Origin of the sequence: Pseudomonas sp. MWU15-20650 (assembly GCF_023242475.1) — a bacterium.
Taxonomy (GTDB): Bacteria; Pseudomonadota; Gammaproteobacteria; order Pseudomonadales; family Pseudomonadaceae; genus Aquipseudomonas.
Genome location: NZ_JALJFG010000029.1, coordinates 56,712 through 82,838 on the forward strand (window position 1 = coordinate 56,712; position 26,127 = coordinate 82,838).

Below are 26,127 nucleotides of genomic sequence, written 5' to 3' on the forward strand. Positions count from 1 at the left end.
GCGAGCAACTATGTATCTGGTGTGTGGTGAAGCACTGTTTGATTTTTTCAGCGAGGAGGATGCCAGCGGGCACGCCGCCAAGCTCAATTACAAGGCGATTGCCGGTGGCTCGCCGTTCAATGTCGCGGTCGGCCTGCGCCGCCTGGGTATTGAGTCCGGGTTCTTTGCCGGCGTGTCCACCGATTACCTGGGGCGCCGCTTGCTGCAAGTGCTCAAGGACGAGGGCGTCAGCCCTCAGTTCCTGGTGGAGTTCCAAGCCCCGACCACCCTGGCGATGGTCGCCGTGGGCGCCAACGGATCACCGCAGTACAGCTTCCGAGGCGAAGGCTGCGCCGACCGCCAATTGCAAGTGGCGCATTTGCCGTCCCTGGGCGATGAGATCCGCGGGCTGCACATCGGCTCGTTCTCGCTGGTGGTGCAGCCGATTGGCGACACCCTCCTGAACCTGGTCCAACGCGAAAGCGGCCGGCGCCTGATCAGCCTTGATCCCAACGTGCGCCTCAACCCGCAGCCGGATATCGAGCAGTGGCGCGACCGCGTGGCGCAACTGGTGCGCTACGCCGACCTGATCAAGGTCAGCGATGAAGACCTGCACCTGCTCTACCCCGACCAGTCACCGGAAAGCGTACTGCAAGGCTGGCTGCAACACCGCTGCCAGTTGGTGTTCCTCACCCGTGGCGGCAAAGGCGCGTCGGTATTCAGTCGCCAGCATGGCACCTGGTCGCAACCTGCGGTCCAGGTGGTGATGGCCGATACGGTCGGGGCCGGTGATACCTTCCAGGCGGCACTGATTGCCTGGCTGACGGAACACCAACTGGACTCGGTGGCCGGCCTGCAGCAGCTCAGCCGCGAGCAAATCGACAGCATGCTTGGCTTCGCCATCCGCGCCGCAGCATTGACCTGTGGCAAGACCGGCCCAGACTTGCCGTACCGTCATCAACTGGACTGAACCCGCCACGCAAAAAAACACGGTGCCATCACGCAGGCCACGTATTCCGTGGCCTGCGTAGCCTGTACGAAAATATTGCAACGCCGACAAACTGTGCTACACCCAATCCAGGAGCAGTTATTACAACAAACGTAGGACAGACCCATGCAAAAGCCCAGCGCTTCATCGACCTGGGCCGTTTTAGCTGTCGGCCTTCTCTCACTGCAGTACATCGCCCCTCAACAGGTACATGCCGCTTGTGTACTTACCCCCAGTCCCGGCAACGACACGTTCGTTTGCAACAGTGACCAGTAACGGCCTGACCGATCTCTCCGGCAATAACAGCCTGACACTCCCCGCTGGCGGCACCGCAGTCATCAACGGCAATGTCACCTTTGGCGCCGGGGACGACGCCGTACGGATCGATTCCGGGCAAATCAACGGCGCCGTGCAACAAGGCGCCGGCATCGATGACTTTGTCATGACCGGCGGGCAAATCCAGTCCCTGGCCCAGGGCGATGGCCGCGATACCTTCCTGATGACCGGCGGCACGATCGTCGGCGCCTTTGAAGACGGCGACGTGGCGCGCCAAACCGGTGGCACCATCGGCCGGGTGGACATGAAGCTGGACAAGAATATCTATGACATGTCCGGCGGCACCATCCTGGGCAACCTGGTCACCGGTTTTGATACCGACACGATCATCATCTCCGGCGGCACCATTGGCGGCAATATCAGCACCAGCGGTGGCGATGACAGCATTACCGTGAGTGGCGGGGTGATCAATGGCGAGATCCGCGCCAGCGTCGGCAACGACACCTTCAATTGGCTGGGTGGCGGCCAGATCAAATCCTCGGTACTGATGGGCGATGGCGACGACACGGCGCTGCTGCGCGGTCTGAACGAAAACCTGCTGGCCGCCACGCCCTCGATCGACGGTGGCCTGGGCAACGATCAACTGACCTTCGACAACACCACGTCCAGCACGGCGGCCCGTTACATCGGCTGGGAGACGGTCAACCTCAATAACCACTCGCGCTTCAACCTGGCCGGGGACTTCTTCCTTGGCGACAGTGGCAGCAACACCGGTACGTTCAACATCGACGGCAGCAGTACCCTGGCCGTGACCCAAGGCAATATTCGCCCCTACACCGCAGGCCAACGGGCGACACTCAACAATGCCGGGATCATCGACATGACCACCGGCAGCAACAGCGCCACCGACTCGCTGACAGTGCATGGCAACTACGTGGGTCATAACGGCCAGTTGTGGTTGCAAACCGTGCTCGGCGACGACAACTCGGCCACGGACAAGCTGGTGGTGGCCGACGGCAGCCTCAGCGGCCACACACAACTGAGCGTGACCAACCTCGGCGGCGCCGGTGGGTTGACCCAAAACAGTGGGATCGAAGTGGTGCAGGCGCTCAACGGCGCCGTCAGCAGCACCGATGCATTCGCCTTGAAGGGCTCGGTCTCGGCCGGCGCCTATGAATACTTGCTGTTCAAGGGCGGCGTCACAGCCGGTACGGAAAACAACTGGTATTTGCGCTCATCGGTGGTGGCCGTACAGCCACCCGCCGTACCGCCTGTGCCACCCACACCGCCCGTGGTGGTGCCGGTGCCGCCGATCCCGCCCACGCTTCCGGTGGTCGCGCCCGATGAGCCGCCGGTAGAGCCGCCCACCGCGCAAGCGGTGGCACCGGTGGAGCCGCCTGCGCCACCGCCCAGCCAGGTCACCGCGACCACGTCGCCGGAATCCGCCGCCAGCAACCCGGTGCTGCCGACCGCCGTGGCCGGCGCCGAGCCGATCCCGCTGTATCGCCTGGAAGTGCCGGTCTATTCGGTCGATATCCCCGCCGCGCAGGTGATGACGCTACAAGCCCTCGGCACCTTCCATGATCGCCAGGGCGAGCAAAGCCTGCTCACCGAAACCGGCGCGGTGCCCGCCGGTTGGGGCCGAGCCTATGGCAGTGACTTCAACAAAAGTTGGTCGGGCACGGTGGCGCCGAGTTTTGACGGCACGGTCCAGGGCTACCAGGTCGGCCATGACCTCTACGCCGCCGAAACCAGCGGTGGGCAGATTCAACGGTTTGGCCTGTTTGTCGGCCAAAGCCGCTTGCGCGGGGATATCAAAGGGTTCTCGATGGGCTTCCAGGACAACCGTTCCGGGCGGGTGAAACTTGACGGTGATAACGTCGGCGCCTACTGGACGCTCACCGACCCCAGCGGTCGATATGTGGACCTGGTGGCCATGGGCACCCGCCTGGAGGGCAACAACACGTCCGAACGTGGGGTGAAGATGGATACCCAGGGGCACGCCCTGACGCTCTCCGCGGAGGTCGGCTATCCGGTCACCCTTTCCGAACACTGGGTGGTGGAACCCCAGGCCCAGGTGATCCGCCAGAAAATCGACCTGGATAACCAGAACGATGGTATTTCCAAGGTTGCATTCGACGCCCAGGATTACTGGACCGGCCGCCTCGGCGCGCGCCTCAAGGGCCGCTACCTGGTGAACAACACCCCGGTCGAGCCCTACCTGCGGGCCAATGCCTGGCACACCTTCGGCGGCAGTGACACGGTGACGTATGACGATGTGGACCGGATCAAGACCGACCACAAGTCGTCCTCCGCCGATCTCGGCGTCGGGGTGGTGGCGCGCTTGTCCTCCTCGGTCAGCGTGTATCTGGCGGCGGACTACAACACCCATCTGGACGGTAACGCCCTGAGCGGTATCAGCGGCAACGCGGGCGTGCGGGTGAGTTGGTAAAGATGAAGGTTTTGTCAGCCAGGGCAGCATTAATCCATGGTTAATCGCGCAGGTCGATCGTGAACTTGACCGCACTCACCGCCCTGCGGGGCCCGTGCGGCCGTTGGCTCATCACAGGGATGGGCCAGCGAACGACTTGCGGAGAACCCTCATGACCTTACGTACCTTGCTCCTCACCAGCACATTGGCCCTTGCGGCGGTTTCGGGCCTGGCCCAGGCCGACACGCAGGCAGCGGCCACCCAGCCAGTGCCTTATCACTACGGCATGCCGATGAACGTTAAAAAAGTGATTGCCATGCACGAAACCGACACCAACGTCTGCAAAGTCATCAATGCCGATATCAAGTTCGTCGACAAGGCCGGCAAGGTCGAAGATGTGGGTTATCGGAAGATGTCCGAGGCGTGCGATTTTCAGAACTGAGCCGTTGGAAAAAACCCGCCAAACCCGCGTATCAGCGAATGACCTGGCAGTAGACCGTACTGGGCCTGGCGTTTATCCAGGCCCACAGGTCTTCGGTGACTTAACTTCAAGCACCCGCTAGTAATAACCGCGCCCTCCCGCTCTTTGCAGAGCAGGTGCATGGGTGTGCTTGAGGTCTTCGCGTATACCGGTGATCAGGTTGCAAATGGCTCGACTGCTGTCGAGTTTTTCGGCTTTGATACCTTTGACTTCCAAATCCACCCGGTCACGGTCACGGTCGTCATAGACCTTGATCGTCAGCGAAGCATCTTCGGCCTTGGTGCATTCGCACCGCTGGGGCAGGAAACTTCCTTCAATAATGCTGCGAAGTTCTAATTCCGAAAGCATGGCCAACCTCTCCTTTTATGAGACTGCCAACAGTTTATTGTTTGCCAGGCAGGCGCCTGCCTGCCACGTCTTGCCGATCCTGGAAGACGCTTACCCCTACCAGCCTACTCGGCAAAACCCGGTCTCGTTGTAACCTTTCCTCATAAGCAGCCCGCCGGTTTATATAACCGGGAGCGGCAGTTGTTGATGCCGTCTAAATCATCGGCGAAAGGGTGCGATTAAACGTTTAACTTACCCAGTGGGGTTAAACGGCGCCTTGTGCGGCGACTCTTTCAGCAACATATCGCAAACTATCAAAGTTGATATTGGCCCCCGAATTAACCGCCACCAGTGTCTGGCCCTGCACGCCATGTTGGGCGACATAGTTGCGAATGCCCGCTACCGCCAACGCGCCGGAGGGTTCGGTGATGGAGCGCGTATCGTCGTAGATCAGCTTGATGGCGCTGCACAACTCGTCGTTGCTCACCGTGATGACTTCATCCACCCAGTCGCGGCAGATTTCAAACCCATAGGCACCGATCTGCGCCACGGCGGTGCCGTCGGCGAAGCCATCGACACTGGGCAGCACCACGCGCTCACCGGCACGCAGGGCCGCCAGCAGGCAACTGGAACCCTCGGGCTCGACCCCGACGATGCGCACCTCGGGCCGCAAGTATTTGACGTACGCCGCAATCCCGGCGATCAGGCCACCGCCGCCCACCGGCACGAAGATCGCGTCCAGCGCGCCCTGTTGCTGGCGCAGTATTTCCATGGCCACCGTGCCTTGGCCGGCAATCACATCCGGGTCATCGAACGGAGAGACAAAGGTACAACCGCTACGCTCGGCCAGTTGCAGGGCATGGGCCAGGGCAAACGGAAAGCTTTCACCGTGCAGCACCGCGTCGGCGCCCCGGGAACGCACGCCCAGCACTTTCAGCTCGGGCGTGCTGCAGGGCATGACGATGCTGGCCTTGATCCCCAGCTCTCGCGCCGCCAGCGCCACACCCTGGGCATGGTTGCCCGCTGACGCGGTCACCACGCCACGGGCCTTTTGCTCATCCGTCAGTTGCACCAGCTTGTTGTAGGCACCGCGAATCTTGAAGGAAAAGGTCGGTTGCAGGTCTTCACGCTTGAGCAACACCTGGTTGCCCAGCAACGCCGACAGCGCAGGGGCGATTTGCAACGGCGTGCGCACCGCCACGTCGTAGACCGGGGCGGCAAGGATCTTTTTCACATAGTGCTCGAGTAATCCCGAATCAGCGGTGTCAGGGGCGAGGCAACGGCGCATGGGTGTCTCCTGGCGTTCTTGTAAGGGCCCGGGAGACGGAAAAACAAAACCCGCCTCTAGGGCGGGTTTGGGTGCAGCCGTGTGCTATCCCGCCAAATGAGGAATGGCGGTAATAATGCTTGGCTGGCTGCGGAAGGCTTGAAATGTCATGCAACGAAATTAACCGCCGGTTGCAGGGCCGTCAATGGCAAGCCGCCATTTAGTCGATGGGGGTTTACGATAGATATACGAAACGTATACGCTTTGTATATCCAGCCATCACAGTGAACCTCATGGGCATCGTCAAGATCACCGACCAACTGCACGAACAGCTACGCCTGGCCAGCGCCGCCATGGACCGCTCCATCAACGCCCAGGCCGAGTTCTGGATCAAGATCGGCCTGCTCGCTGAACTCAACCCGAACCTGCCCTATAACGAGCTGATCAACAAGTTGTTGCTGGACAAGCCCGACCTGATCCGGGGGCGCAGTTGATGATCAAGACTGCCGCACAACTGGCCGTGATGCGTGAATCCGGGCGCCTGCTGGCCCAGGTGTTCACGATGCTCGATGGCTTTGTCGCCGCCGGCCGCTCCACCCTGGAACTGGACAGCGCCGTCGAGCACTACATCCGCAAGGAACTCAATGCTCGTCCGGCCAGCCTGGGGCAATACGACTACCCCTTCTGCATCAATACCTCGATCAATGAAGTGGTGTGCCACGGCATGCCCAGTGCCACGCAAATCCTCAAGGATGGCGACATCATCAACATCGACATCACCCTGGAAAAAGGCGGCTTCATTGCCGACTCCAGCAAGATGTACATGATCGGCAGCGTGGCGCCCAAAGCGCGACGCCTGGTGGAAATGACCTTCGAAGCCATGTGGGCCGGCATCCGCCAGGTCAAGCCCGGTGCCCGCCTGGGCGACATCGGCCATGCAATCCAGAGCCATGCGCAAGCCAACGGCTACAGCGTGGTACGCGAATACTGCGGCCACGGCATCGGCCGCCAGATGCACGAAGAGCCGCAAATCCTGCACTTTGGCCGCCCCGGCACAGGGCTGGAACTGCGCGAAGGCATGGTGTTTACCATCGAACCCATGCTCAACCAGGGCAGCGCCAAGGTGCGCAGCCTGAAAGACGGCTGGACGGTGGTGACCAAGGACAACAGCCTGTCGGCGCAGTGGGAACACACGGTGGCGGTGACGGCGGACGGGTTTGAGGTGCTTACCCTGCAATCCGCTTGATCACAGTGCGGGATCAGCGCAACTCACCAGACCTGGCCCTGACGCTTCAACTCCAGGCGCCGCACAAACTCCTCCAGCACCAGGCCATACAGGTCGTCCTGCAAGTAGGCATCTTCGATACCGGCGTCCAGGTTGGGGTTATCGTTAACCTCAATGACGACCACTTTGTCGCCGGACTGCTTGAGGTCCACGCCGTAGAGGCCGTCGCCGATCAGGTTGGCGGTCTTCACCGCCAGTTCCACCACGGCCCTGGGCGCTTCATGGACCGCCAGGGTACGGCATTCGCCATTGATGTCCTGGCCGATGGCCTTGTGGTTGTAGATCTGCCAATGGCCCTTGGACATGAAGTACTGGCAGGCAAAGATCGGTTTGCGATTGAGTACGCCGATGCGCCAGTCATATTCGGTGTAGAAGAATTCCTGGGCCAGCAGCAGCACCGAATGCGCGAACAGTTCGGCCGTGGCCTTGAGTAACGCCTCCTGGCTTTCGACCTTGATCACCCCGCGTGAGAAGCAGCCATCGGGGATCTTCAATACCAACGGGAAGCCCAGGCGCTCGCCGACCCGTTCAAAATCTTCCGGTCGTTCCTTGTAGAGTATTTCAGTGGCGGGCATGCCCAGTTGGTGGCTATTGAGCAAATCGGTGAGGTAGACCTTGTTGGTGCAGCGCAGGATCGACGCCGGGTCGTCCATCACCACCAGACCTTCACTTTCGGCTTTTTTGGCAAAACGGTAGGTGTGGTTGTCAACGCTGGTGGTTTCGCGGATCAACAAAGCATCGTATTCGGCCAAACGCGCGTAGTCCTTACGCTCGATCAATTCCACATCAATGCCCAGCCCCTTGCCGACCCGGACGAAATTTTCCAGGGCACGGGGGTTGGACGGCGGCAGTTGCTCTTGAGGGTCGTGAAGGATGGCCAGGTCATAACGGGCCAACCGGCGCGAGCGGGGTTGACGCCAGATCTTGCGGCTGAAGTTGTCGAGGGCGTTGGCAAATTGATCTTCCTGATCATCGCGCAACTTGTGCAGCACGCCGGACTTGACCCCTTCGATATGCCAACCGTTATGCTGTTTAAAATCAACTAGCAAGATCGGACACGGGAATGCTTCAAACAACTGGCGCGCTAATTCCTGTAACGGCTCGATCGGGGTTCGACCGAAATAAAGCGTCAAGGTAAAGCCTTCGGTATTGCTATAAAGATGATGACTCAGGGCTTTATCAAGGGTTTTATCCAAATCATCCAGGGCCAGGCCATACAGGGATTTGCGGGCCAACTCGCTGATGGTCCGCACCGACGGAATCACCTTGTGCCCACGCGCCTCGGCCAGCAGCGAACAGTAGTAGCCGTGCCCCAGGTACTTGTAGCTGCGGCACAGGTTGATGACCTGCACACGCTTGCCTGTCTCGTTTTCCCGGGTCTGCTCCAGGTATTCCTGGGCGGTGACGATGTCTTCGCTAGGGAAGTAAGACGCCCAATCTTCCTTGCGTTCCACAATAATCACGACGGGGCTGGAACTTCGGGGCGCAGCGGAAAAATAACCGTGGGACGTTATTGTCGCCGCGACGCTTTGCTCGGATACTTGACGCCAATGACCTTGTACCGCCGACATAATAGTTGATCCGCTTTAGAGAACTCGACCTTTTCTATTAAGCACGATCTTTTAGAGAAGTCCCGTTTCGTTACGCAACTTTTACGGCGGTCTCATGGCTCTTTTCTTTCGCGTTGCAACACCCTGCGATGTGCCGGCATTGGTGGCACTGGAACAGCATTGTTTCACCACCGACCGGCTCTCATCGCGCAGCTTCCAGTGGATGGTCAGCCGGGCCCATGGCCAGTTACTGGTGGCGGAGCAGGACGGGCAATTGCTCGGCTATGCGCTGGTGTTGTTCCATCGCGGCACCTCATTGGCGCGCCTGTACTCCATCGCCATCGCCGAGCACGCGCGCGGCATCGGCCTGGGCAGGCAGTTACTCACCCGCATCGAAGCCTGCGCCGTGGAGCACGACTGTGCGTACCTACGCCTGGAAGTGCGTACCGACAACCCCGGCGCCCTCGCCTTGTATGAGCGCAGTGGCTACCGGCGCTTCGCAGTGATCAATGATTACTACGAGGACCACAGCGCCGCCCTGCGCCTGGAAAAGCGCATCGTCCAGCACCAGGATGCACGCCCGCAGAGCGTGCCGTATTACCAACAGACCACCGACTTCACCTGTGGCGCCGCGTGCCTGTTGATGGCCATGGGCGCCCTGGTGCCTGGGCGCCTCGCTCAGCGTCGCGAAGAGCTGCAAATCTGGCGTGAAGCCACCACCGTATTCATGACCGCCGGCCATGGCGGCTGTAGCCCACAAGGGCTGGCGCTGGCGGCCTGGCGCCGCGGCTTTGGCGTGCGCATGCAGGTCAACGTGCGCGGGCCGCTGTTTCTCGATGGCGTGCGCGACCCGCATAAAAAGGACGTGATGCGCCTGGTGCACGCCGCGTTCGAGGAAGAACTGGCAGGCAGTGACGTTGAGCACGTGTTCGGCAGCACCCTGGATTTACCCCATGTACTGCGCGAGGGCGGCCAACCGCTGGTGCTGATCAGCAGCTACCGTCTCACCCGTTCCAAGTCACCGCACTGGGTGATGGTCACCGACTGCGACGAGGACTTCGTCTACCTGCATGACCCGGACGTGGACCACAGCCAGCACCGCCAGCCCCTGGACTGCCAGCATTTGCCCGTCAGCCATGGGGAGTTCGAGCGCATGTGCCGCTTCGGCAGCAACAAGCTGCGGGCGGCGGTGGTGCTGTTCAAGCCACTTGCTTGATGCCGGCCTTGGCTTCCAGTTCGCGTACCAGCGGCAGGACGCGTTTGCCGAAGTATTCCACCTCTTCCTGGAAGTGCAGGAAGCCCGCGAGCACCAGGTCCACGCCCACGGCCTTGAGCGCGACGATCCGTTCGGCGATTTGCTGCGGCGTGCCGATCAGGTTGGTCTTGAAGCCATCGTTGTACTGCACCAGGTCCTCAAAGCTGGACTTGGCCCAATTGCCCTCGCCTTCCGGTGAGGCCTTGCCCGCTTGTTTGGCCGCGTCGCCAAAGGCGTTGACCGCTTCCGGGTCGGCCTTGTCGATGATTTGCGCCAGGACGGCGCGGGCTTCTTCCTCGGTGTCGCGGGCGATCACAAAGGCGTTCACCCCGACCTTCACCGAATGAGCATTGGCAGCGGCCTTGGCGCGAATATCATCGACCTGGGCCTTGATGCCTTCCGGCGTGTTGCCGTTGGTGAAATACCAGTCCGACACGCGCGCGGCCATATCCCGCGCCGCCCGTGAACTGCCGCCCTGGAAAATCTCCGGCTGGCCCAGTGGCTTGGGCTTGAGGGTGTACTGGTTGAAGCGATAGAAGTCGCCCTTGAAGGTAAAGTCGTCCTGGGTCCAGATGCCTTTGAGGGCACGGATAAATTCTTCGGAACGGCGATAGCGCTCATCGTGCTCCAGCCAATGCTCGCCAATCGCCTGGAACTCACCCTTGAACCAGCCGCTGACGATATTCACCGCGATGCGGCCGTTGGTGAGTTGGTCGATGGTCGCCAGTTGCTTGGCTGCCAACGCCGGTTGCCACGGGCCGGGCAGGATCGCGGCGATCACCTTGAGCTTGGTGGTCGCGGCCAGCAGGGCATGGCTGAACGCCACGGATTCATGCTGGTTCTGCGCGCCATAGCCGGCGGTGAAGCGAATCTGGGTCAGGCCATATTCGAAGCCGGCGGCTTCGGCCAGTTGCGCCAACTTGCGGTTGTAGTCGATGCCCCAGTGGGTGCGTTGTTCGATCTTGCTGACCACCAGCCCCCCGCTGACGTTGGGCACCCAATAGGCAAATTTCACGGCTTGCTGACTCATCGAACAGTACCTCGCAGAAAGGGTTGTACGAAGGCTTGAGCAGCAAGCGTGCCAGGCAGTGGCAAAGCCCCGCCCCTTGGGCGCTGGCGGAAAAAACCGGGCACTGGAACAACTCCGGGCTAATGTCATGGATCGCACGGGTTTGTCGATCCGCTGTTGCTGGAGCAACAGCAGATAACGTTCAGGCCCCGCAATTACAGGATCAAAACCCCGGCACGGACTGTGCAACCTCCAGGACACGCGTCTACAGCCAAGGAGCCATCCCCATGACCGAACACCACGTCATCAATCCGCTGTCTACCGGCATCGACTACCCCACGCTGGCCGCACGTTTGCGACCGATCTTCCAGCGTATCGCCGAGGGCGCGGTTGAGCGCGAACACAGCCGCACCCTGCCCTATGTCCGGTCCAATGGCTCAAGGAAGCCGGTTTTGGCGCGGTGCGCGTACCGTGTCGTCCCACAACCCGGTGATCTACAAGGCTCGGATCGTTGGCGACTGGGTGATCAATGGCACCGAACCGCCGTTTGTATGGCAGATCGGCAACGGCCCGGCCAAGGCTTAAAACGCCAGCTTGTAACCGATGGTCATCAACATGACCGCCAGGCACGGGCGCAATACGCCGTCCGGGACTTTGCCGGTCATGTGGCTACCCAGGTAAATCCCCGGCAGCGACCCCATCAGCAAAAAGCCCAGCAGGTGCCAGTCCATATTGCCCATGCTGGCGTGACCCAGGCCCGCCACCAGGGTCAGGGGCACGGCGTGGGCGATTTCGGTGCCGACCAGGCGGCGCGTGGCCAGGAAGGGGTACAGGATAAACAGCGCGACGGTGCCAAGGGCGCCGGCGCCGATCGAGGTCAGGGCAACCATGGTGCCGAGGATGGCGCCGGTGACCACCGTCAATGCGTTCAGGTTGCGCGAGCTCATGTGGTAATCATCGCCGGCATGGCGCTGGGCGAAGGCCAACAGGCTTTTCTTGAACAGGATCGCCAGGGCCGTCAGCAGCAGCACCACGCCAAGGGCCTGCTTGATCACGGCGTTCATCGCGCTGGGGTCGGTGTGCAGGCTGGCCAGGAACCACAACGTCAGCAACACCGCAGGCACGCTGCCCAGGGTCAGCCAGCCGGTGATGCGCCAGTCGATGTTCCTGTTCTTGCTGTGCACCAGCACCCCACCCGACTTGGTGATGGCGGCGTACAACAGGTCGGTGCCCACGGCGGTGGCCGGGTTGATGCCGAACCACAACAGGATCGGGGTCATCAACGAGCCCCCACCGACACCGGTCATGCCCACGATGAACCCAACGATCAGGCCGGCGACAACGAAACCAATATTCCCCACATCCATTACAACTACCTGCGGCCTTATAAATTTCTGGCGGCAGGATAGCGATTTTTCTTATAACGACTTATACCAATATGATCTGACTTTATGCCTTTTAGCTCAGTCGGTTACACACGTAAGCCTGGGTCTGGTACGGGAAGGCCACGGTGTCGCGCCCCTTCAACGCCGGGTGGGTGTCGATCAACCTGCGCAATTGCTCGGTCACTCGGGCTTTTTCCGACGCGGGCAGCGCGGCAATGAAGCTCACCGAGAGGAAGCGGTCCATGATCACTTCCTGCGGGCTGCCGACATGGCTGTACGGAAAACAGATCATTTTGGGGTCGGAAAAATACTCGCCGGTGAACGCCTCGCGCCAACGGCCGGTGTGAAAGCGCGGCGTATCCCCTTCGTAAGGCGTGATGATTTGGGTAATGGCCGCCACCCAATCCACCGACTCGTCCCGCACATTCCACACCAGCCCCAGGCGCCCTCCGGGCTTGAGCACGCGGTGAATGTCCGCCAGCGCGGCGCGGGTGGAAAACCAGTGGAACGCCTGCGCGCAGACCACTGCGTCAGCGCTGGCGGACGGGAGCGGGATGGATTCGGCGGTGCCGTCGACCAGGCGCACGTCCGGCAGCAGTTTGGTCAACTGCGCGCCCATTGCCGCCACCGGCTCGACCGCAATCAGCGTCGGCGCCAGGGTGCTGAGCAGCCGGGTGAACTTGCCGGTGCCGGCGCCCAGGTCGATGACGGTCGACTGCGCGTTGATATGCAGCGCGTCGGCCAGCCAGCCGGTCAGTTGACGGGGGTAGTCCGGCCGGCCTTGGGCGTAGGTGACGGCCTGGGTAGAGAAACCGTGTTGAGCAGACGGGTGAACATCAGTCATTGCCAATCTCTCCTCGGGTATCGCGGGCGCACAGTGTGCGCCCTTCCCTGCCGATTTTCTAATCGACCTTCGTGGGCAACCACAGGCGAAACCGCGCCCCGCCCAGCGGCGACGCCAGGGCCGTCAGGGTGCCGCCTTGGGCTTCCATCGCACGTCGGCTGATCGCCAGCCCCAGGCCAAAACCACCGGTGGCGCGGTCGCGGCTGCGATCAAGGCGGTAAAACGGCTCGAAGATGCGCTCGCGCTGATCCACCGGTATGCCGATGCCATCGTCATCTACCCAGATTTCACACCCATTGGGGCACACCTTGACCCCTACCTGGATGCGCTTGTCGCAATAACGCGTGGCATTGCGCAACAGGTTCTGCAAGGCGCGGGCGGTGAGGCGCGGGTCGAGGCTGAAGCGCTCCACGGTACAGTCGAGCGCCACGTCGATGACAATCTCGGGGTTTTCCAATTCGTCATCGACGCTGCCCAGTACGCTGTCGATAAACTCATCGAGCACCACGTCCACCCGCTCCGGCAGCTGCGCCGGGTTTTGCAGGCGGCTGTAGGACAGCAATTCCAACACCAGCTCATCCAGCTCACGAATATGCGCCACCAGGCTTTGCAGGCGCTCGCGACTGGCCTGGGGCAGGTCCTCGGAAAGCGCCAGGGCCAAGCCGAAATCCAAGCGGGTCAACGGTGTGCGCAGTTCGTGGGAGACCGCATTGAGCAAGTCACGCTGCTGGTTCAACAGGTGCTCGAAGTCGTCCGCCATGGTGTCGAACACCGCCGCCAGGCTACCGATATTGGAACGGGGCGGAATGCGCGTGCGCTCGGCCAGGTTGCCCTTGCCCAATTGCGCAGCGGTGCTTTTCAGGCGCTCCAGGTCACGCCAGTGCGGGCGCAGCCAGTACAACAGACAGGCCAACAATGCGGCGCCGATGAGCACGTTCATCGACCAGTACAGCAGGTTCATGTCCAGCGGGTCCGGCGGAATGGTCAGCTTGACGGCGAATTGCTCGTTGATCGGCGAACTGACTTCGTCCATCCAGCCCCACTCGCCCAGGCGGACCACCGGCTTGCCATGCTCCAGCAGCAGTTCTTCCTGCGGCGTATAGCGGGCATCCTGGCGCAGCAGCAGCTGCACCTTCAACGGCGCAAAGTCGCGGCTCAATTGGTCGGTGACCTGCGACCAATGCTCCACCGGCACTTGCTGGTATTGCTTGACGATAAGGCTTTGCAAGCCACGGGACTGTTCGACGTTGTAGTCCATGTAGCGGTGTTCAAACAGCTGAATCACCAGCTTGGGAATCAGGAAGATGGCCGCACTGTAGGTGACGATGGTGATCAGGTAGAGACGTAGCAGTACACGAAACATCGATCAGCATTCCCACTCGGAACGACTGAACAGGTAGCCTTTGCCCCACACCGTCTTGATCTTGCGCGCCTCGCCGGCGTGGTCATCGAATTTGCGTCGCAACTTGGAAATAGCCACGTCCACCGAGCGATCCGTGCCGTTGAACTCAATGCCGCGCAAGCGTTGCAGGATCTGGTCGCGGCTGAGCACTTCACCGGCATGCCGCGCCAACACCACCAGCAAGTTGTATTCACCGCTGGACAGCTCCACCGCTTGCTCACGCCAGGTCACGGTGCGTTCCGACAGGTCGATGCACAGATTGCCCATGGTGATCTGGTCGCTGGCCACCTGGGGTTCGGACAGGCTGCTGCGGCGCAACAGCGTACGCACCCGGGCGAGCAGAACGCGCGGTTCACAGGGCTTGGTGACATAGTCATCGGCGCCCATTTCCAGGCCCAGCACCTGGTCGTGACTGTCGTCGCGGGCGGTCAGCATCAGGATCGGCAGGCCCGCCGAGTCGGCGCGCAGCAAGCGGCAGACTTGCAGGCCATCGAGGCCCGGGAGCATCAGGTCGAGGATCACCAGGTCCGGCGGGTTGAGGCGCGCGCGTTCGCGAACGTGATCGCCACGGCTGAGCACACTGACGTGGTAGCCATTGCGTTCCAGGTAGCTGGCAATCAACTCGGAGAGTGCGGCGTCGTCTTCGACCAGAAGGATGTTGGGCATAGGGTGTTTCCAGAAAATACACTGATAAGTCGTACACAAAACCCATGTGGGAGGGGGCTTGCTCCCGATAGCGGTGGATCAGCCAACGAATCGATTGACTGGTACTCCGTCATCGGGAGCAAGCCCCCTCCCACATTTGATCTTCATTGTAAGCAAGGTTGTGCAAGGATATACGCCCCCGACGCCACGCGCGCCGTACCTTACATTTCTTCACAGACGAGCTACACAGCTTCACAGCACCACGGCGCAGGTGACCTTAGGATGCGCCAGTCAATATTGGGATAAGAGCATGTCGAAGAATTTTTTTGCGCCGTTTTGCCTGTTGGCCCTCACCCTGGCCCTGAGCGCCTGTGGCCAGTCGGCCGATGAGGCGCCGGAAATGCCCCTGGCCAAAGTGCGGATCGAAACCCTGCAGGCCAAGCCGCTTTCCATTACCAGCGAATTGAGCGGGCGCATCGCCGCACCGCGCATTGCCGAAGTGCGGGCGCGGGTGGCTGGCGTGGTCATGCAGCGGGTGTTCAAGGAAGGCCACGACGTAAAACAGGGCGACGTGCTGTTCCGTATTGACCCGGCGCCCTTCAAGGCTGACCTGGACAGTGCCCAGGCCAACCTGAGCAAGGCAGAAGCCAACGCGTTCCAGGCACGCCTGCAAGAACAGCGCTACAGCCAGTTGATCGAAGGCAACGCGATCAGCGGCCAGGACTACGACAACGCACGCGCCGCCGTACGCCAGACCAATGCCGAAGTCGCCGCCAACAAGGCCGCCGTCGAGCGTGCCAAATTGAACCTGGGCTACGCCACCGTGACCGCGCCGATTTCCGGGCGCATCGGCCGCGCGCTGGTGACCGAAGGCGCGTTGGTCGGCCAGAACGAAGCCACGCCGCTGGCGATCATCCAGCAACTGGACCCGATCCACGCCGACCTCACCCAGTCCACCCGCGAGCTGAACGACCTGCGTCGCGCCTTCCGTGCCGGCAGCCTTAAACAGGTGGGCCAGGACCAGGCCAAGGCCACCCTGATCCAGGATGACGGCAGCCTCTACCCGTTGCCGGGCAAACTGCTCTTCGCCGAGATCAGCGTGGACCCGGGCACCGGGCAGATCATCCTGCGCAGCGAGTTCCCCAACCCGGACCTGGACCTGTTGCCCGGCAGTTTTGTGCGCGTGCGCCTGGAGCAAGCCGTCGACCGCCAAGGCATCAGCGTGCCGCAACGCGCCATCACCCGTGACAGCGCCGGTATCCCCATGGTGTTGCTGCTGGACGCTGAACAAACTGTCAGCCAGCAACCGGTGGAATTGGGCGCGGTGATCGAGGACCGTTGGATCGTCAGCAGCGGCCTCAAGCCCGGCGACCGCATCATCGTCGAGGGCCTGCAACACGCACGCCCCGGTGAAAAAGTGGAAGTGGACGACAGCCCAGCCTCCGGCCCGCTCGCAAAGGAATAACCCGTCATGCCGCAGTTCTTTATTGACCGCCCGGTGTTCGCCTGGGTGGTGGCCCTGTTCATCCTGCTGGCCGGTGCACTGGCCATTCCGCAGTTGCCGGTGGCCCAGTACCCTAACGTCGCACCGCCGAAGGTGGAAATCTACGCGGTGTACCCGGGTGCGTCGGCCCAGACCCTGGACGAAAGCGTGGTCAGCCTGATCGAGCAAGAGCTCAACGGCGCCGATCACCTGCTGTACTTCGAGTCCCAGAGCAGCCTGGGATCGGCGACGATTACCGCCACCTTCCAACCGGGCACCAACCCGGAAATGGCCCAGGTTGATGTACAAAACCGCCTCAAGGCCGTGGAGCCACGCTTGCCTCAAGCTGTGACCCAGCAAGGGTTGCAGGTGGAGAAAGTGTCCGCCGGTTTCCTGCTGCTGGTGACCTTGACCTCCAGCGACGGCAAACTCAATGACGTGGCGCTCAGCGATTACCTGGCGCGCAACGTGATGAACGAACTCAAGCGCCTCGACGGCGTGGGCAAGGCGCAGTTGTATGGTGCCGAACGGGCCATGCGCATCTGGATCGACCCGCAGAAGCTGATTGGCTTCAACCTGACCCCGGCCGACGTCAACGCCGCGATCAGCGCACAGAACGCCCAGGTCTCGGCGGGCAGCATTGGTGATTTGCCGGGGACCAAGACCCAGGAAATCACTGCCGCCATTTTGGTCAAGGGCCAGCTGTCGACGCCGGCGGAATTCGCCGACATCGTGCTCAAGGCCAACCCCGACGGTTCCACCGTGCGCATCGGCGATGTGGCGCGGGTGGAAATCGGCAGCCAGGAATACCAATTCTCCACGCGCCTGAACGGCAAGCCCTCCACCGCCGTCAGCGTGCAGCTGTCGCCGGGGGCCAATGCGCTGAACACCGCCACCCTGGTGCGGGCGAAGATGGACGAGCTGTCGCGCTACTTCCCGGCCAATGTGGAATACAAGATCCCGTACGACACCTCGCCGTTCGTCAAAGTCTCGATCACCAAGGTGGTCTACACCCTGCTTGAGGCCATGGCGCTGGTGTTTGCGGTGATGTTCCTGTTCTTGCAGAACGTGCGCTACACCTTGATCCCGACCCTGGTGGTACCGATTGCGTTGATGGGCACCTTCGCCACCATGTTGCTGCTGGGCTTCTCGATCAACGTACTGACCATGTTCGGCATGGTACTGGCGATCGGTATCCTGGTGGACGATGCGATTGTGGTGGTGGAAAACGTCGAGCGGATCATGGCCACCGAGGGCCTGTCGCCCAAAGACGCGACGAAGAAAGCCATGGGCCAGATCACGGGGGCCATCGTCGGCATCACCCTGGTATTGGTCGCGGTGTTCCTGCCGATGGCCTTCATGCCCGGTTCAGTGGGGGTGATCTACCAGCAGTTCTCGCTGTCGATGGCCACCTCGATCCTGTTCTCGGCGTTCCTCGCCCTGACCTTGACCCCGGCCCTGTGCGCCACCTTGCTCAAGCCGATTGCCAAGGGCGAGCACCACGCCAAGGGTGGGTTCTTTGGCGGGTTCAACCGGCGCTTCGAACAGCTCACCGACCGCTATGAAGGTTGGGTGGCGTATGCGCTCAAGCGCAGCGGCCGCTACCTGTTGATCTACCTGGTACTGCTGGTGGGCATGGGGGTGCTGTTCAGCCGCCTGCCCTCCTCGTTCCTGCCCGTGGAAGACCAGGGTTACACCATCACCGATATCCAGCTGCCGCCGGGCGCCAGCAAGAACCGCACGGTGCAGGTGGCCGAGCAGATCGAAGCGCACAACGCCGAAGAGCCGGGCGTGGGTGACACCACCATGATCATGGGCTTCAGTTTCTCCGGTTCCGGGCAGAACGCGGCGTTGGCCTTTACCACGCTCAAGGACTGGTCGCAGCGTGGCAGCGATGACTCGGCGTCGTCGATTGCCGACCGCGCCAACATGGCCTTCAGCGAACTCAAGGACGCGATTGCCTATGCGATCCTGCCGCCACCGGTGGACGGCCTGGGGACCTCCAGTGGTTTCGAGTTCCGTTTGCAGGACCGTGGCGGTGTCGGCCATGCCGGGTTGATGGCCGCGCGTACCGAATTGCTGGAGGCAGCGGCGAAAAGCCCGATCCTGGCCAATGTGCGCGAAAGCGCCCTGGCCGAAGCGCCGCAAGTGCAGCTGGAAGTCGACCGCAAGCAGGCCAACGCCCTGGGTGTCTCGTTTGCCGATGTGGGCAATGTGCTGTCGTCGGCCATCGGCTCGGCGTATATCAACGACTTCCCCAACCAGGGCCGCATGCAACGGGTGGTGGTGCAGGCCGAGGGTGACCAGCGCAGCCAGGTGGCCGACCTGATGAAGATCAACGTGCGTAACAACGCCGGGAAGATGGTGCCGTTGTCGGCGTTTGTCGAAGCCAAGTGGACCCAGGGCCCGGCGCAGCTGACGCGTTACAACGGTTACCCGGCCATCGCCATCAGCGGCGAAGCGGCACCCGGGCACAGCACCGGCGAGGCGATGGAAGAAGTCCAGCGCCTGGTCGGCCAACTGCCTGCCGGCCTGGGCCAGGAATGGACCGGGTTGTCATTGCAGGAGCGCCTGTCGGGTTCCCAGGCACCGCTGCTGCTGGGCCTGTCGTTGCTGATTGTGTTCCTGTGCCTGGCCGCGCTGTATGAGAGTTGGTCGATCCCGACGTCGGTGTTGCTGGTGGTGCCACTGGGTGTGCTCGGCGCGGTTTTGGCCGTGTCCCTGCGCGGGATGCCCAACGATGTGTTCTTCAAGGTCGGCTTGATCACCATCATCGGCCTGTCGGCGAAGAACGCGATCTTGATCATCGAATTTGCCAAGGATTTGTATGACCAGGGTGAAGACTTGATCGACGCCACCTTGAAGGCTGCGCGGTTGCGTCTGCGGCCGATCATCATGACCTCGCTGGCGTTTATCCTCGGCGTGGTGCCGTTGGCGATTGCCACAGGTGCCAGTTCGGCAAGCCAGCAGGCGATTGGTACCGGCGTGATTGGCGGGATGATCACCGCGACACTGGCGGTCGTGTTTGTACCGGTGTTTTTTGTGGTGGTGATGAAGTTGGTACGCAAAAAGCCCTGATGCCAGTCAGTTAGGCGCTAGAACAAGCAACCGATAACCTGTGGCGAGCGGGGCAAGCCTGCTCACCACAGACAAGGTAGCCAGTGAGTCAGAAGATTCAGAATGCGCTAAGGTGCTCACAAATAGCCATTTGTGAGCTGCCATGCCCTTCCTCGCCCGTACCCACCCTCGCCTCTCCGCTGCCTCTGTGCTCGGCCTTGCCGTCGGCATCCTGGCGCCGGCCGATACCCTTGTCAGCAAAATCCTGATCGGCTGGAACGCCGGCGTCTGGACCTACCTGGCGCTGATGCTGTGGCTGACCATCCGCGCCAAGGCCGAAGATGTAAGGCGCATTGCTGAAGTCGAGGATGAGAACGCCAGCCTCGTGCTGTTCATGGTGTGCATCTCCGCGATCGCCAGCCTGGCAACCATCACCTTCGAGTTGGTGGGCACCAAGGACCTGGCCAGCACCGAACGCCTGCTGCATTACGCCTTTACCGGCGTGACCGTGATCGGTTCCTGGCTGCTGATCGGCATGATTTTCAGCGTGCATTACGCTCGACTGTTTTACAACTGGGAGGGCAAGGAGCCGGCACTGCGTTTTGCCGAAGACCTGCGCACGCCCAATTACTGGGACTTCCTGTACTTCTCTTTCACCATCGGCGTGGCCGTGCAAACCGCGGACGTGGGCGTTGCAACGCGCAGCATGCGCAAAGTGGTGCTGGGGCAATCGTTGATCGGGTTTCTGTTCAACACGGCGATTCTGGGTTTCTCGATCAACATCGCCGCCGGGTTGTTTGGCTAGGCTGCACAAACCTTCTAGACCCTCACTGCGGCCATGCGTATGACCCACATGGCACGACAGCTACCTGGTAGGCGTCACCGAACAAGGCGTGCAGCAATTCAACTGCCGGCGCATGCGGCATGACAGCGTACCGGGTCAGGTGTTCCTGCTGGAACCTGGCGAACTCCACGATGGCAATGCCAGAGGTTCTGTTGGGGTCATTGAACACCTCCTCCGGTCCAGCCGATACTGTCAAAACTCACAGGTAGGAGTACCGCTCGCCTGCTTTCCTCCTACCAACCAGTGGCGACACCCGACCAAGATTCTCTTGACGAAGAGGATGGGCTAGTGTTTTCTGAAACCGGTTTCAACCCGTTACCCATTCCAATAAGAAAGGCGTTACCGTGACCTCATTCTCCGCTGCCCAGCGCAGCCGCGTGACCATGCTCGATGTCGCCGAGCGCGCCGGTGTGTCCAAGGCCAGCGTGTCGCGCTTTATCGGCGATGACCGCGCCCTGCTCTCCGATGCCATCGCCCTGCGCATCGAACAGGCCATCGCCGAACTCGGCTACCGCCCCAACCAGATGGCCCGTGGCCTCAAGCGTGGGCGCACACGCCTGATCGGCATGCTGGTGGCGGATATCCGCAACCCCTATTCCATTGCCGTGATGCACGGCGTCGAAACCGCCTGTCGCCAGCACGGCTACAGCCTGGTGGTGTGCAACACCGACCGCGATGACGAGCAGGAGCGCCAGCACCTGGCCGCGCTGCGCTCGTACAACATCGAAGGCTTGATCGTGAACACCCTGGGCCATCACCTCGACCAACTGCTGGAACTGCAACGGGAAATGCCCCTGGTGCTGGTGGACCGCAAGGTCGCGCCGTTGCACAGCGATCTGGTGGGCCTGGATAACCCCGCGGCGGTGCGTATGGCGGTGGAACACCTGGAGCAGCAGGGTTATCGCGACGTGTTGTTGGTGAGCGAGGCCACCGATGGCACCAGCTCACGGCTGGAGCGCCTGGAGAGTTTCAACGCCGAGATTGCCCAGCGCCCGGCGTTGACAGGTGCCGTGGTTGAACTGGATGGCGAACTGCAAAACCGTCTGCAAGCCTTTCTCGCCAAACCCGGTCTCAAGGCACTGTTTTGCGCCAACGGCGTAGCGGCACTGGCCTGCACCCATGCGCTCAAGGCCCTGGGCTGCGACCTGTTCGGCGAGGTGGGCTTGATCGCCCTGGATGACCTGGACTGGTACCCGCTGGTGGGTAACGGCATCACCGCCCTCGCCCAGCCGACGCAAGCGATCGGCGCCAGTGCGTTCGACTGTTTGCTCAAGCGCTTGCGCGGCGATACCGCCCCGACCCGCACCCTGGATTTCTCGCCCGAGCTGATCATTCGCGGCTCGACTCAACTCCCTGTGAGAGGGGGCTTGCTCCCGATAGCAGTGGGTCAGCTACAGATAAGTTGACAGACATACCGCAATCGGGAGCAAGCCCTCTCCCACATTGTGTTCTGCGCATGAAAATGAAACCGGTTTCAGAGGTAATAACAATGCACAAATACCCCGTCTCCATCAGCCTTTCCAGCTACGGCGCCGACTTTGTCCGCCAGCAAGGCCAGTTGAGTTTTGTCGAACTGCTGAGCACTGCCGGTGCCCAGCGCATCGAGTGGCGTGAAGAACTGCTGACCACCGAGCACCCCGCCACCTTGGCCCAGGCCGCCGCCGAGCACGGTTTAGAGTCGGTATTTTCCTCGCCCCTTGAACTCTGGGTCGCCGGCCGCGCCCAGCCCAATGCCGACCTCGCCGCGACCCTGGACCGCGCCCACGCCTTCGGGTCGGGCTGGTTGAAGGTTTCCCTCGGCTACTTCACCGACACCAACGACCTGCAAAGCCTGCACGCCCAGCTCAATCGCCACCCGGTCAAGTTGCTGGTGGAAAACGACCAGACCCTGCACGGCGGGCGCATCGAACCGATGCAACGGTTTTTCACCGAGGTTGAACGCCTGGGCCTGCCGGTCAAGATGACCTTCGACATCGGCAATTGGCAGTGGCAGGACCAGTCCGCCCTCACCGCCGCACGCCTGCTGGGCCGGCATGTGGACTACCTGCACTGCAAGGCCGTGGCCCGGCGCGCCGATGGCAAGCTCGTCGCCTTACCGCCTGGCGCCACCGACCTGCATCTGTGGGAACAACTGCTCAAGCATATGACTCAAGGTATTACCCGGGCCGTGGAATTTCCGTTGCAGGGCGATGACCTGATCGAGGTCACCGCCCAGCAGGTCGCCACCCTCGCCCACCTTGGCCAACCGCGCGTGGAGAATGCCCATGTCTGAGATCGATATCCTGTCGTTTGGTGAAACCATGGCGATGTTTGTCGCCGAGCAGACGGGCGACCTGGCCCAGGTCGAGCACTTTCACAAACGCATTGCCGGCGCCGACAGCAATGTCGCCATTGGCTTGTCGCGCCTGGGGTTCAGCGTCGCGTGGCTGAGCCGGGTGGGTAATGATTCCCACGGGCGCTTTGTGGTCGACACCCTGAAAAAAGAGGGGCTCGATTGCCGCCATGTGGCCGTGGACCCACTGCACCCCACAGGGTTTCAGCTCAAGTCGCGGGAAGAGGCTGGCGCGGATCCCCAGGTGGAATACTTCCGCAAAGGCTCCGCCGCCAGCCATTTGTCCATCGCCGCGATCAGCCCCGCGCTGCTGCAAGCCCGCCACCTGCACGCCACCGGAATTCCGCCTGCGTTGTCCGATGCCACGCGGGCACTTTCCTTCGAGCTGATGACCCAGATGCGCAAGGCCGGGCGCAGCGTGTCGTTCGACCCGAACCTGCGCCCTTCACTGTGGGCCAGCCAGGCGCAGATGATCCGCGAGATCAACACCCTCGCGGGCCTGGCCGACTGGGTATTGCCGGGCCTGAGCGAAGGCCGTTTGCTCACCGGTTTCGACGCCCCCGCCGACATCGCCGCCTTTTACCTCGACCAAGGCGCCGAAGCCGTGGCGATCAAGCTCGGCCCCGATGGGGCCTACTACCGCACCCACATGGACCAGGGCTTTGTCGCCGCCGTGCCGGTGGAAAAAGTGGTGGACACCGTGGGTGCCGGCGATGGTTTTGCCGTCGGCATGGTCAGCGCCCTGTTGGAAAACCTCAGCGTCCCCGAGGCGGTACAGCGCGGCAACTGGATCGGCAGCCGCGCCGTGCAAAGCCGTGGCGATATGGAAGGTCTGCCCACCCGTTCTGAGTTACCTGCCCGATCCGTTGCCTAACCCACTACCTGTTGCCACAACTACAACAAGCTCAGGAGCAACCCCATGGAAACCGTGAAACTCGCCACCCGCCGTTGGTGGTACATCATGCCTATCGTGTTTATCACCTACAGCCTGGCCTACCTGGACCGCGCCAACTACGGCTTCGCCGCCGCCTCCGGGATGGCCGAAGACCTGATGATCACCCCCGGCATGTCATCGCTGCTGGGCGCATTGTTCTTTCTTGGCTACTTTTTCTTCCAGGTGCCGGGGGCGCTCTACGCGCAGAAGCGCAGCGTCAAGAAGCTGATTTTCGTCAGCCTGATCCTCTGGGGCGGTTTGGCGACGCTGACCGGCGTGGTGTCCAACGCCTACATGCTGATTGCCATTCGCTTCATGCTCGGGGTGGTCGAAGCGGCCGTGATGCCGGCCATGCTGGTGTACCTGTGCCACTGGTTCACCCGTGCCGAACGCTCGCGGGCCAATACCTTCCTGATCCTCGGCAACCCGGTGACCATGCTCTGGATGTCGGTGGTCTCGGGCTACCTGGTGCAGCATTTCAGCTGGCGCTGGATGTTTATTGTCGAAGGCTTGCCGGCGGTGATCTGGGCGTTTATCTGGTGGCGCCTGGCCGATGAGCGTCCCAAGGATGCCAAGTGGCTCGACGACGCTGAAAAACACAGCCTGGAAGCCGCCCTCGCCGCCGAGCAGGTCGGTATCAAAGCGGTGAAGAACTATGGCGAAGCCTTTCGCTCACCCAAGGTGATCATCCTTGCCCTGCAATTTTTCTGCTGGAGCATCGGGGTGTATGGCTTTGTGCTGTGGTTGCCGTCGATCCTCAAGGCTGGGCTGCAAATGGACATGGTCGAAGCCGGCTGGCTCTCGGCGCTGCCGTACCTGGCAGCCGTGATCGGCATGCTCGTGGTGTCCTGGGGCTCGGACAAACTGCAAAAACGTAAACGCTTTGTGTGGCCGCCGCTGTTGATTGCGTCCATCGCCTTCTATGCGTCCTACGCACTGGGGGCCGAACATTTCTGGTGGTCCTACAGCCTGCTGGTGATCGCCGGGGCGTGCATGTATGCACCCTACGGCCCGTTCTTCGCCATCGTTCCGGAAATCCTCCCGGCCAACGTCGCCGGTGGCGCCATGGCGCTGATCAACAGCATGGGCGCGCTGGGTTCGTTCGGCGGCTCCTACCTGGTGGGTTACCTCAACAGCAGCACCGGCTCACCCGGTGCCTCGTACCTGCTGATGAGCGGCGCATTACTGCTGTCGGTGGTGCTGACCATTTTTCTCAAGCCCGGCGCCAGTGACCGCAAGCACGCCCCGGTGCCTCACTTTGAATTGAAGGCCAGATCCTGATGAAAAAGTCTGTGGTGTTATACAAGAAACTCTCCGCGCAGCTGATGGCTCGCCTGCAGGAGCAGGCCGAGGTCACGCTGATCGACGCACTGGATGAAACCGGCCTGGCCAAGCTGCGTGATGCCTTGCCGAGCGCCCAGGGCCTGCTCGGTGCCAGCTTGCGCCTGGACGCCAAGTTGCTGGACCTGGCGCCAAACCTCGAAGCGGTGGCCAGTGTCTCCGTGGGGGTCGACAACTACGACATCGACTACCTGACCCAGCGCGGCATCCTACTCAGCAACACCCCGGATGTGCTCACCGAAACCACTGCCGACACCGGTTTCGCGCTGATCCTGGCAACAGCCAGGCGTGTCGTCGAACTGGCGGACATGGTGCGCGCCGGCCAGTGGAACAAAAACATCGGCCCGGCGCACTTTGGCAGCGATGTGCATGGCAAGACCCTGGGCATCATCGGCATGGGCCGCATCGGCGAAGCGTTGGCCCAGCGCGGGCATTTTGGCTTCGGCATGCCGGTGCTCTACCACAGCCATTCGCCCAAGCCTACGGTGGAGGCGCGCTTTGGCGCGCAATACCGTAGCCTGCAGGACTTGCTCAAAGAGGCCGACTTTGTCTGCCTGACGTTGCCGTTGACGGCTGAAACCGAGCAACTGATCGGGGCCAAGGCGTTCGCGCTGATGGGGCCGGAGACGATCTTTATCAACATTTCCAGGGGCAAGGTGGTGGATGAAGCGGCGCTGGTCGACGCCTTGCAGCAGCGCACCATCCGCGCGGCCGGGTTGGATGTGTTCGAGAAAGAACCGCTGGACCACGCATCGCCGCTGCTGCGCTTGAACAATGTGGTGGCGACGCCGCATATCGGCTCGGCGACCCATGAGACACGCGAAGCGATGGCCGCGTGTGCGGTGGACAATCTGCTGCAAGCCTTGGCCGGTGAAAAGCCTAAAAACCTGGTCAATCAAGCGGCCTGGAAGCAATAGCTTCTGACACGACATAGACAAATGTGGGGGGCTTGTCCCGATGGCAGTGGGTCAGTTGAGGATAAGCTGACTGATCCACCGCTATCGGGAGCAAG

Annotated in this window: 22 protein-coding genes and 3 pseudogenes; 17 read left to right on the forward strand and 8 right to left on the reverse strand. The window is 61.7% G+C overall.

Going from position 1 to position 26,127, the window contains the following annotated elements; translation table 11 throughout:
* Positions 1–10: 10 nt before the first annotated feature.
* The 3 genes and pseudogenes from M5B43_RS19965 (at position 11) to M5B43_RS19975 (ending at position 4,116) form a co-directional block, all read left to right on the forward strand.
* Positions 11–949 (forward strand): carbohydrate kinase, encoded by a 939-nt coding sequence (locus M5B43_RS19965; RefSeq protein ID WP_248751724.1) that lies wholly within the window; start codon positions 11–13, stop codon positions 947–949.
* A 144-nt stretch (positions 950–1,093) separates the two neighbouring features.
* Positions 1,094–3,695: pseudogene (locus M5B43_RS19970) on the forward strand (autotransporter outer membrane beta-barrel domain-containing protein).
* Positions 3,696–3,846: 151 nt separating this feature from the next.
* Positions 3,847–4,116 (forward strand): DUF2790 domain-containing protein, encoded by a 270-nt coding sequence (locus M5B43_RS19975; RefSeq protein ID WP_248751725.1) that lies wholly within the window; start codon positions 3,847–3,849, stop codon positions 4,114–4,116.
* Between the two features lie 117 nt (positions 4,117–4,233).
* Here the strand turns inward: M5B43_RS19975 and M5B43_RS19980 are convergent, their stop codons facing one another.
* Positions 4,234–4,503, reverse strand: coding sequence for a DUF1652 domain-containing protein (locus tag M5B43_RS19980; RefSeq protein WP_248751726.1), 270 nt, complete (start codon positions 4,501–4,503; stop codon positions 4,234–4,236).
* A gap of 244 nt (positions 4,504–4,747) precedes the next feature.
* On the reverse strand, positions 4,748–5,770 hold the full coding sequence (ilvA, locus tag M5B43_RS19985) for a threonine ammonia-lyase, biosynthetic (RefSeq protein WP_248751727.1): 1,023 nt from the start codon (positions 5,768–5,770) through the stop codon (positions 4,748–4,750).
* A 272-nt stretch (positions 5,771–6,042) separates the two neighbouring features.
* Here ilvA and M5B43_RS19990 point away from each other — a divergent pair, with 272 nt between their 5' ends.
* Positions 6,043–6,243 (forward strand): ParD-like family protein, encoded by a 201-nt coding sequence (locus M5B43_RS19990; RefSeq protein WP_025855286.1) that lies wholly within the window; start codon positions 6,043–6,045, stop codon positions 6,241–6,243.
* On the forward strand, positions 6,243–6,995 hold the full coding sequence (gene map / locus M5B43_RS19995) for a type I methionyl aminopeptidase (protein WP_248751728.1): 753 nt from the start codon (positions 6,243–6,245) through the stop codon (positions 6,993–6,995). The genes M5B43_RS19990 and map overlap by 1 nt, the downstream gene beginning before the upstream one ends.
* Positions 6,996–7,018: 23 nt before the next feature.
* Here the strand turns inward: map and M5B43_RS20000 are convergent, their stop codons facing one another.
* Positions 7,019–8,605 (reverse strand): RimK family protein, encoded by a 1,587-nt coding sequence (locus tag M5B43_RS20000; RefSeq protein WP_248751729.1) that lies wholly within the window; start codon positions 8,603–8,605, stop codon positions 7,019–7,021.
* Between the two features lie 94 nt (positions 8,606–8,699).
* Between M5B43_RS20000 and M5B43_RS20005 the strand changes: the two genes are divergently transcribed.
* Positions 8,700–9,800: a GNAT family N-acetyltransferase/peptidase C39 family protein gene (locus tag M5B43_RS20005; RefSeq protein ID WP_248751730.1), complete on the forward strand. Its 1,101-nt coding sequence runs from the start codon at positions 8,700–8,702 to the stop codon at positions 9,798–9,800.
* Here M5B43_RS20005 and sfnG read toward each other — a convergent pair.
* A complete protein-coding gene (sfnG, locus tag M5B43_RS20010; protein WP_248751731.1) occupies positions 9,784–10,869 on the reverse strand; it encodes a dimethylsulfone monooxygenase SfnG in 1,086 nt (361 codons plus the stop codon). The two genes, M5B43_RS20005 and sfnG, sit on opposite strands and share 17 nt — an antisense overlap.
* A 266-nt stretch (positions 10,870–11,135) precedes the next feature.
* Here sfnG and M5B43_RS20015 point away from each other — a divergent pair.
* Positions 11,136–11,320: pseudogene (locus M5B43_RS20015) on the forward strand (monooxygenase); the annotation flags it as partial.
* Entirely contained in the window at positions 11,281–11,433 is a 153-nt protein-coding gene (locus M5B43_RS20020; RefSeq protein WP_248751746.1) for a hypothetical protein, read from the forward strand. The pseudogene M5B43_RS20015 and the gene M5B43_RS20020, both read left to right, overlap by 40 nt.
* Here the strand turns inward: M5B43_RS20020 and M5B43_RS20025 are convergent.
* From M5B43_RS20025 to M5B43_RS20040, 4 genes are all read right to left on the reverse strand, one after another.
* Complete coding sequence (locus M5B43_RS20025) at positions 11,430–12,215, reverse strand: sulfite exporter TauE/SafE family protein (protein WP_248751732.1); 786 nt, start codon at positions 12,213–12,215, stop codon at positions 11,430–11,432. The two genes, M5B43_RS20020 and M5B43_RS20025, sit on opposite strands and share 4 nt — an antisense overlap.
* Before the next feature lie 91 nt (positions 12,216–12,306).
* Positions 12,307–13,077: a class I SAM-dependent methyltransferase gene (locus tag M5B43_RS20030; protein ID WP_248751733.1), complete on the reverse strand. Its 771-nt coding sequence runs from the start codon at positions 13,075–13,077 to the stop codon at positions 12,307–12,309.
* Between the two features lie 58 nt (positions 13,078–13,135).
* The gene (locus M5B43_RS20035) at positions 13,136–14,440 is read right to left on the reverse strand and encodes an ATP-binding protein (protein ID WP_248751734.1); all 1,305 of its coding nucleotides are present in this window, start codon (positions 14,438–14,440) and stop codon (positions 13,136–13,138) included.
* A 3-nt stretch (positions 14,441–14,443) separates the two neighbouring features.
* Positions 14,444–15,145, reverse strand: coding sequence for a response regulator transcription factor (locus M5B43_RS20040; protein ID WP_248751735.1), 702 nt, complete (start codon positions 15,143–15,145; stop codon positions 14,444–14,446).
* A gap of 289 nt (positions 15,146–15,434) precedes the next feature.
* Between M5B43_RS20040 and M5B43_RS20045 the strand changes: the two genes are divergently transcribed.
* From M5B43_RS20045 to M5B43_RS20085, 9 genes and pseudogenes are all read left to right on the forward strand, one after another.
* Positions 15,435–16,589, forward strand: coding sequence for an efflux RND transporter periplasmic adaptor subunit (locus tag M5B43_RS20045; RefSeq protein WP_248751736.1), 1,155 nt, complete (start codon positions 15,435–15,437; stop codon positions 16,587–16,589).
* 6 nt (positions 16,590–16,595) lie between these two features.
* Positions 16,596–19,685 (forward strand): efflux RND transporter permease subunit, encoded by a 3,090-nt coding sequence (locus tag M5B43_RS20050; RefSeq protein WP_248751737.1) that lies wholly within the window; start codon positions 16,596–16,598, stop codon positions 19,683–19,685.
* A 142-nt stretch (positions 19,686–19,827) separates the two neighbouring features.
* Positions 19,828–20,469 carry a DUF1345 domain-containing protein gene (locus M5B43_RS20055; RefSeq protein ID WP_248751738.1) on the forward strand — a complete coding sequence of 214 codons (642 nt, stop codon included), beginning with the start codon at positions 19,828–19,830 and terminating at the stop codon, positions 20,467–20,469.
* A gap of 29 nt (positions 20,470–20,498) precedes the next feature.
* Positions 20,499–20,650, forward strand: a pseudogene (locus tag M5B43_RS20060) (AraC family ligand binding domain-containing protein); the annotation flags it as partial.
* A 202-nt stretch (positions 20,651–20,852) separates the two neighbouring features.
* Complete coding sequence (locus tag M5B43_RS20065; protein WP_349292380.1) at positions 20,853–21,914, forward strand: LacI family DNA-binding transcriptional regulator; 1,062 nt, start codon at positions 20,853–20,855, stop codon at positions 21,912–21,914.
* Between the two features lie 83 nt (positions 21,915–21,997).
* Entirely contained in the window at positions 21,998–22,780 is a 783-nt protein-coding gene (locus M5B43_RS20070) for a sugar phosphate isomerase/epimerase (protein ID WP_248751739.1), read from the forward strand.
* Positions 22,773–23,714: a sugar kinase gene (locus tag M5B43_RS20075; protein WP_248751740.1), complete on the forward strand. Its 942-nt coding sequence runs from the start codon at positions 22,773–22,775 to the stop codon at positions 23,712–23,714. Before M5B43_RS20070 ends, M5B43_RS20075 begins: the two co-directional genes overlap by 8 nt.
* Positions 23,715–23,759: 45 nt before the next feature.
* Entirely contained in the window at positions 23,760–25,055 is a 1,296-nt protein-coding gene (locus M5B43_RS20080; RefSeq protein ID WP_248751741.1) for an MFS transporter, read from the forward strand.
* Positions 25,055–26,032, forward strand: a complete 978-nt coding sequence (locus M5B43_RS20085; protein ID WP_248751742.1) for an NAD(P)-dependent oxidoreductase — start codon at positions 25,055–25,057, stop codon at positions 26,030–26,032. The genes M5B43_RS20080 and M5B43_RS20085 overlap by 1 nt, the downstream gene beginning before the upstream one ends.
* Positions 26,033–26,127 lie beyond the last annotated feature (95 nt).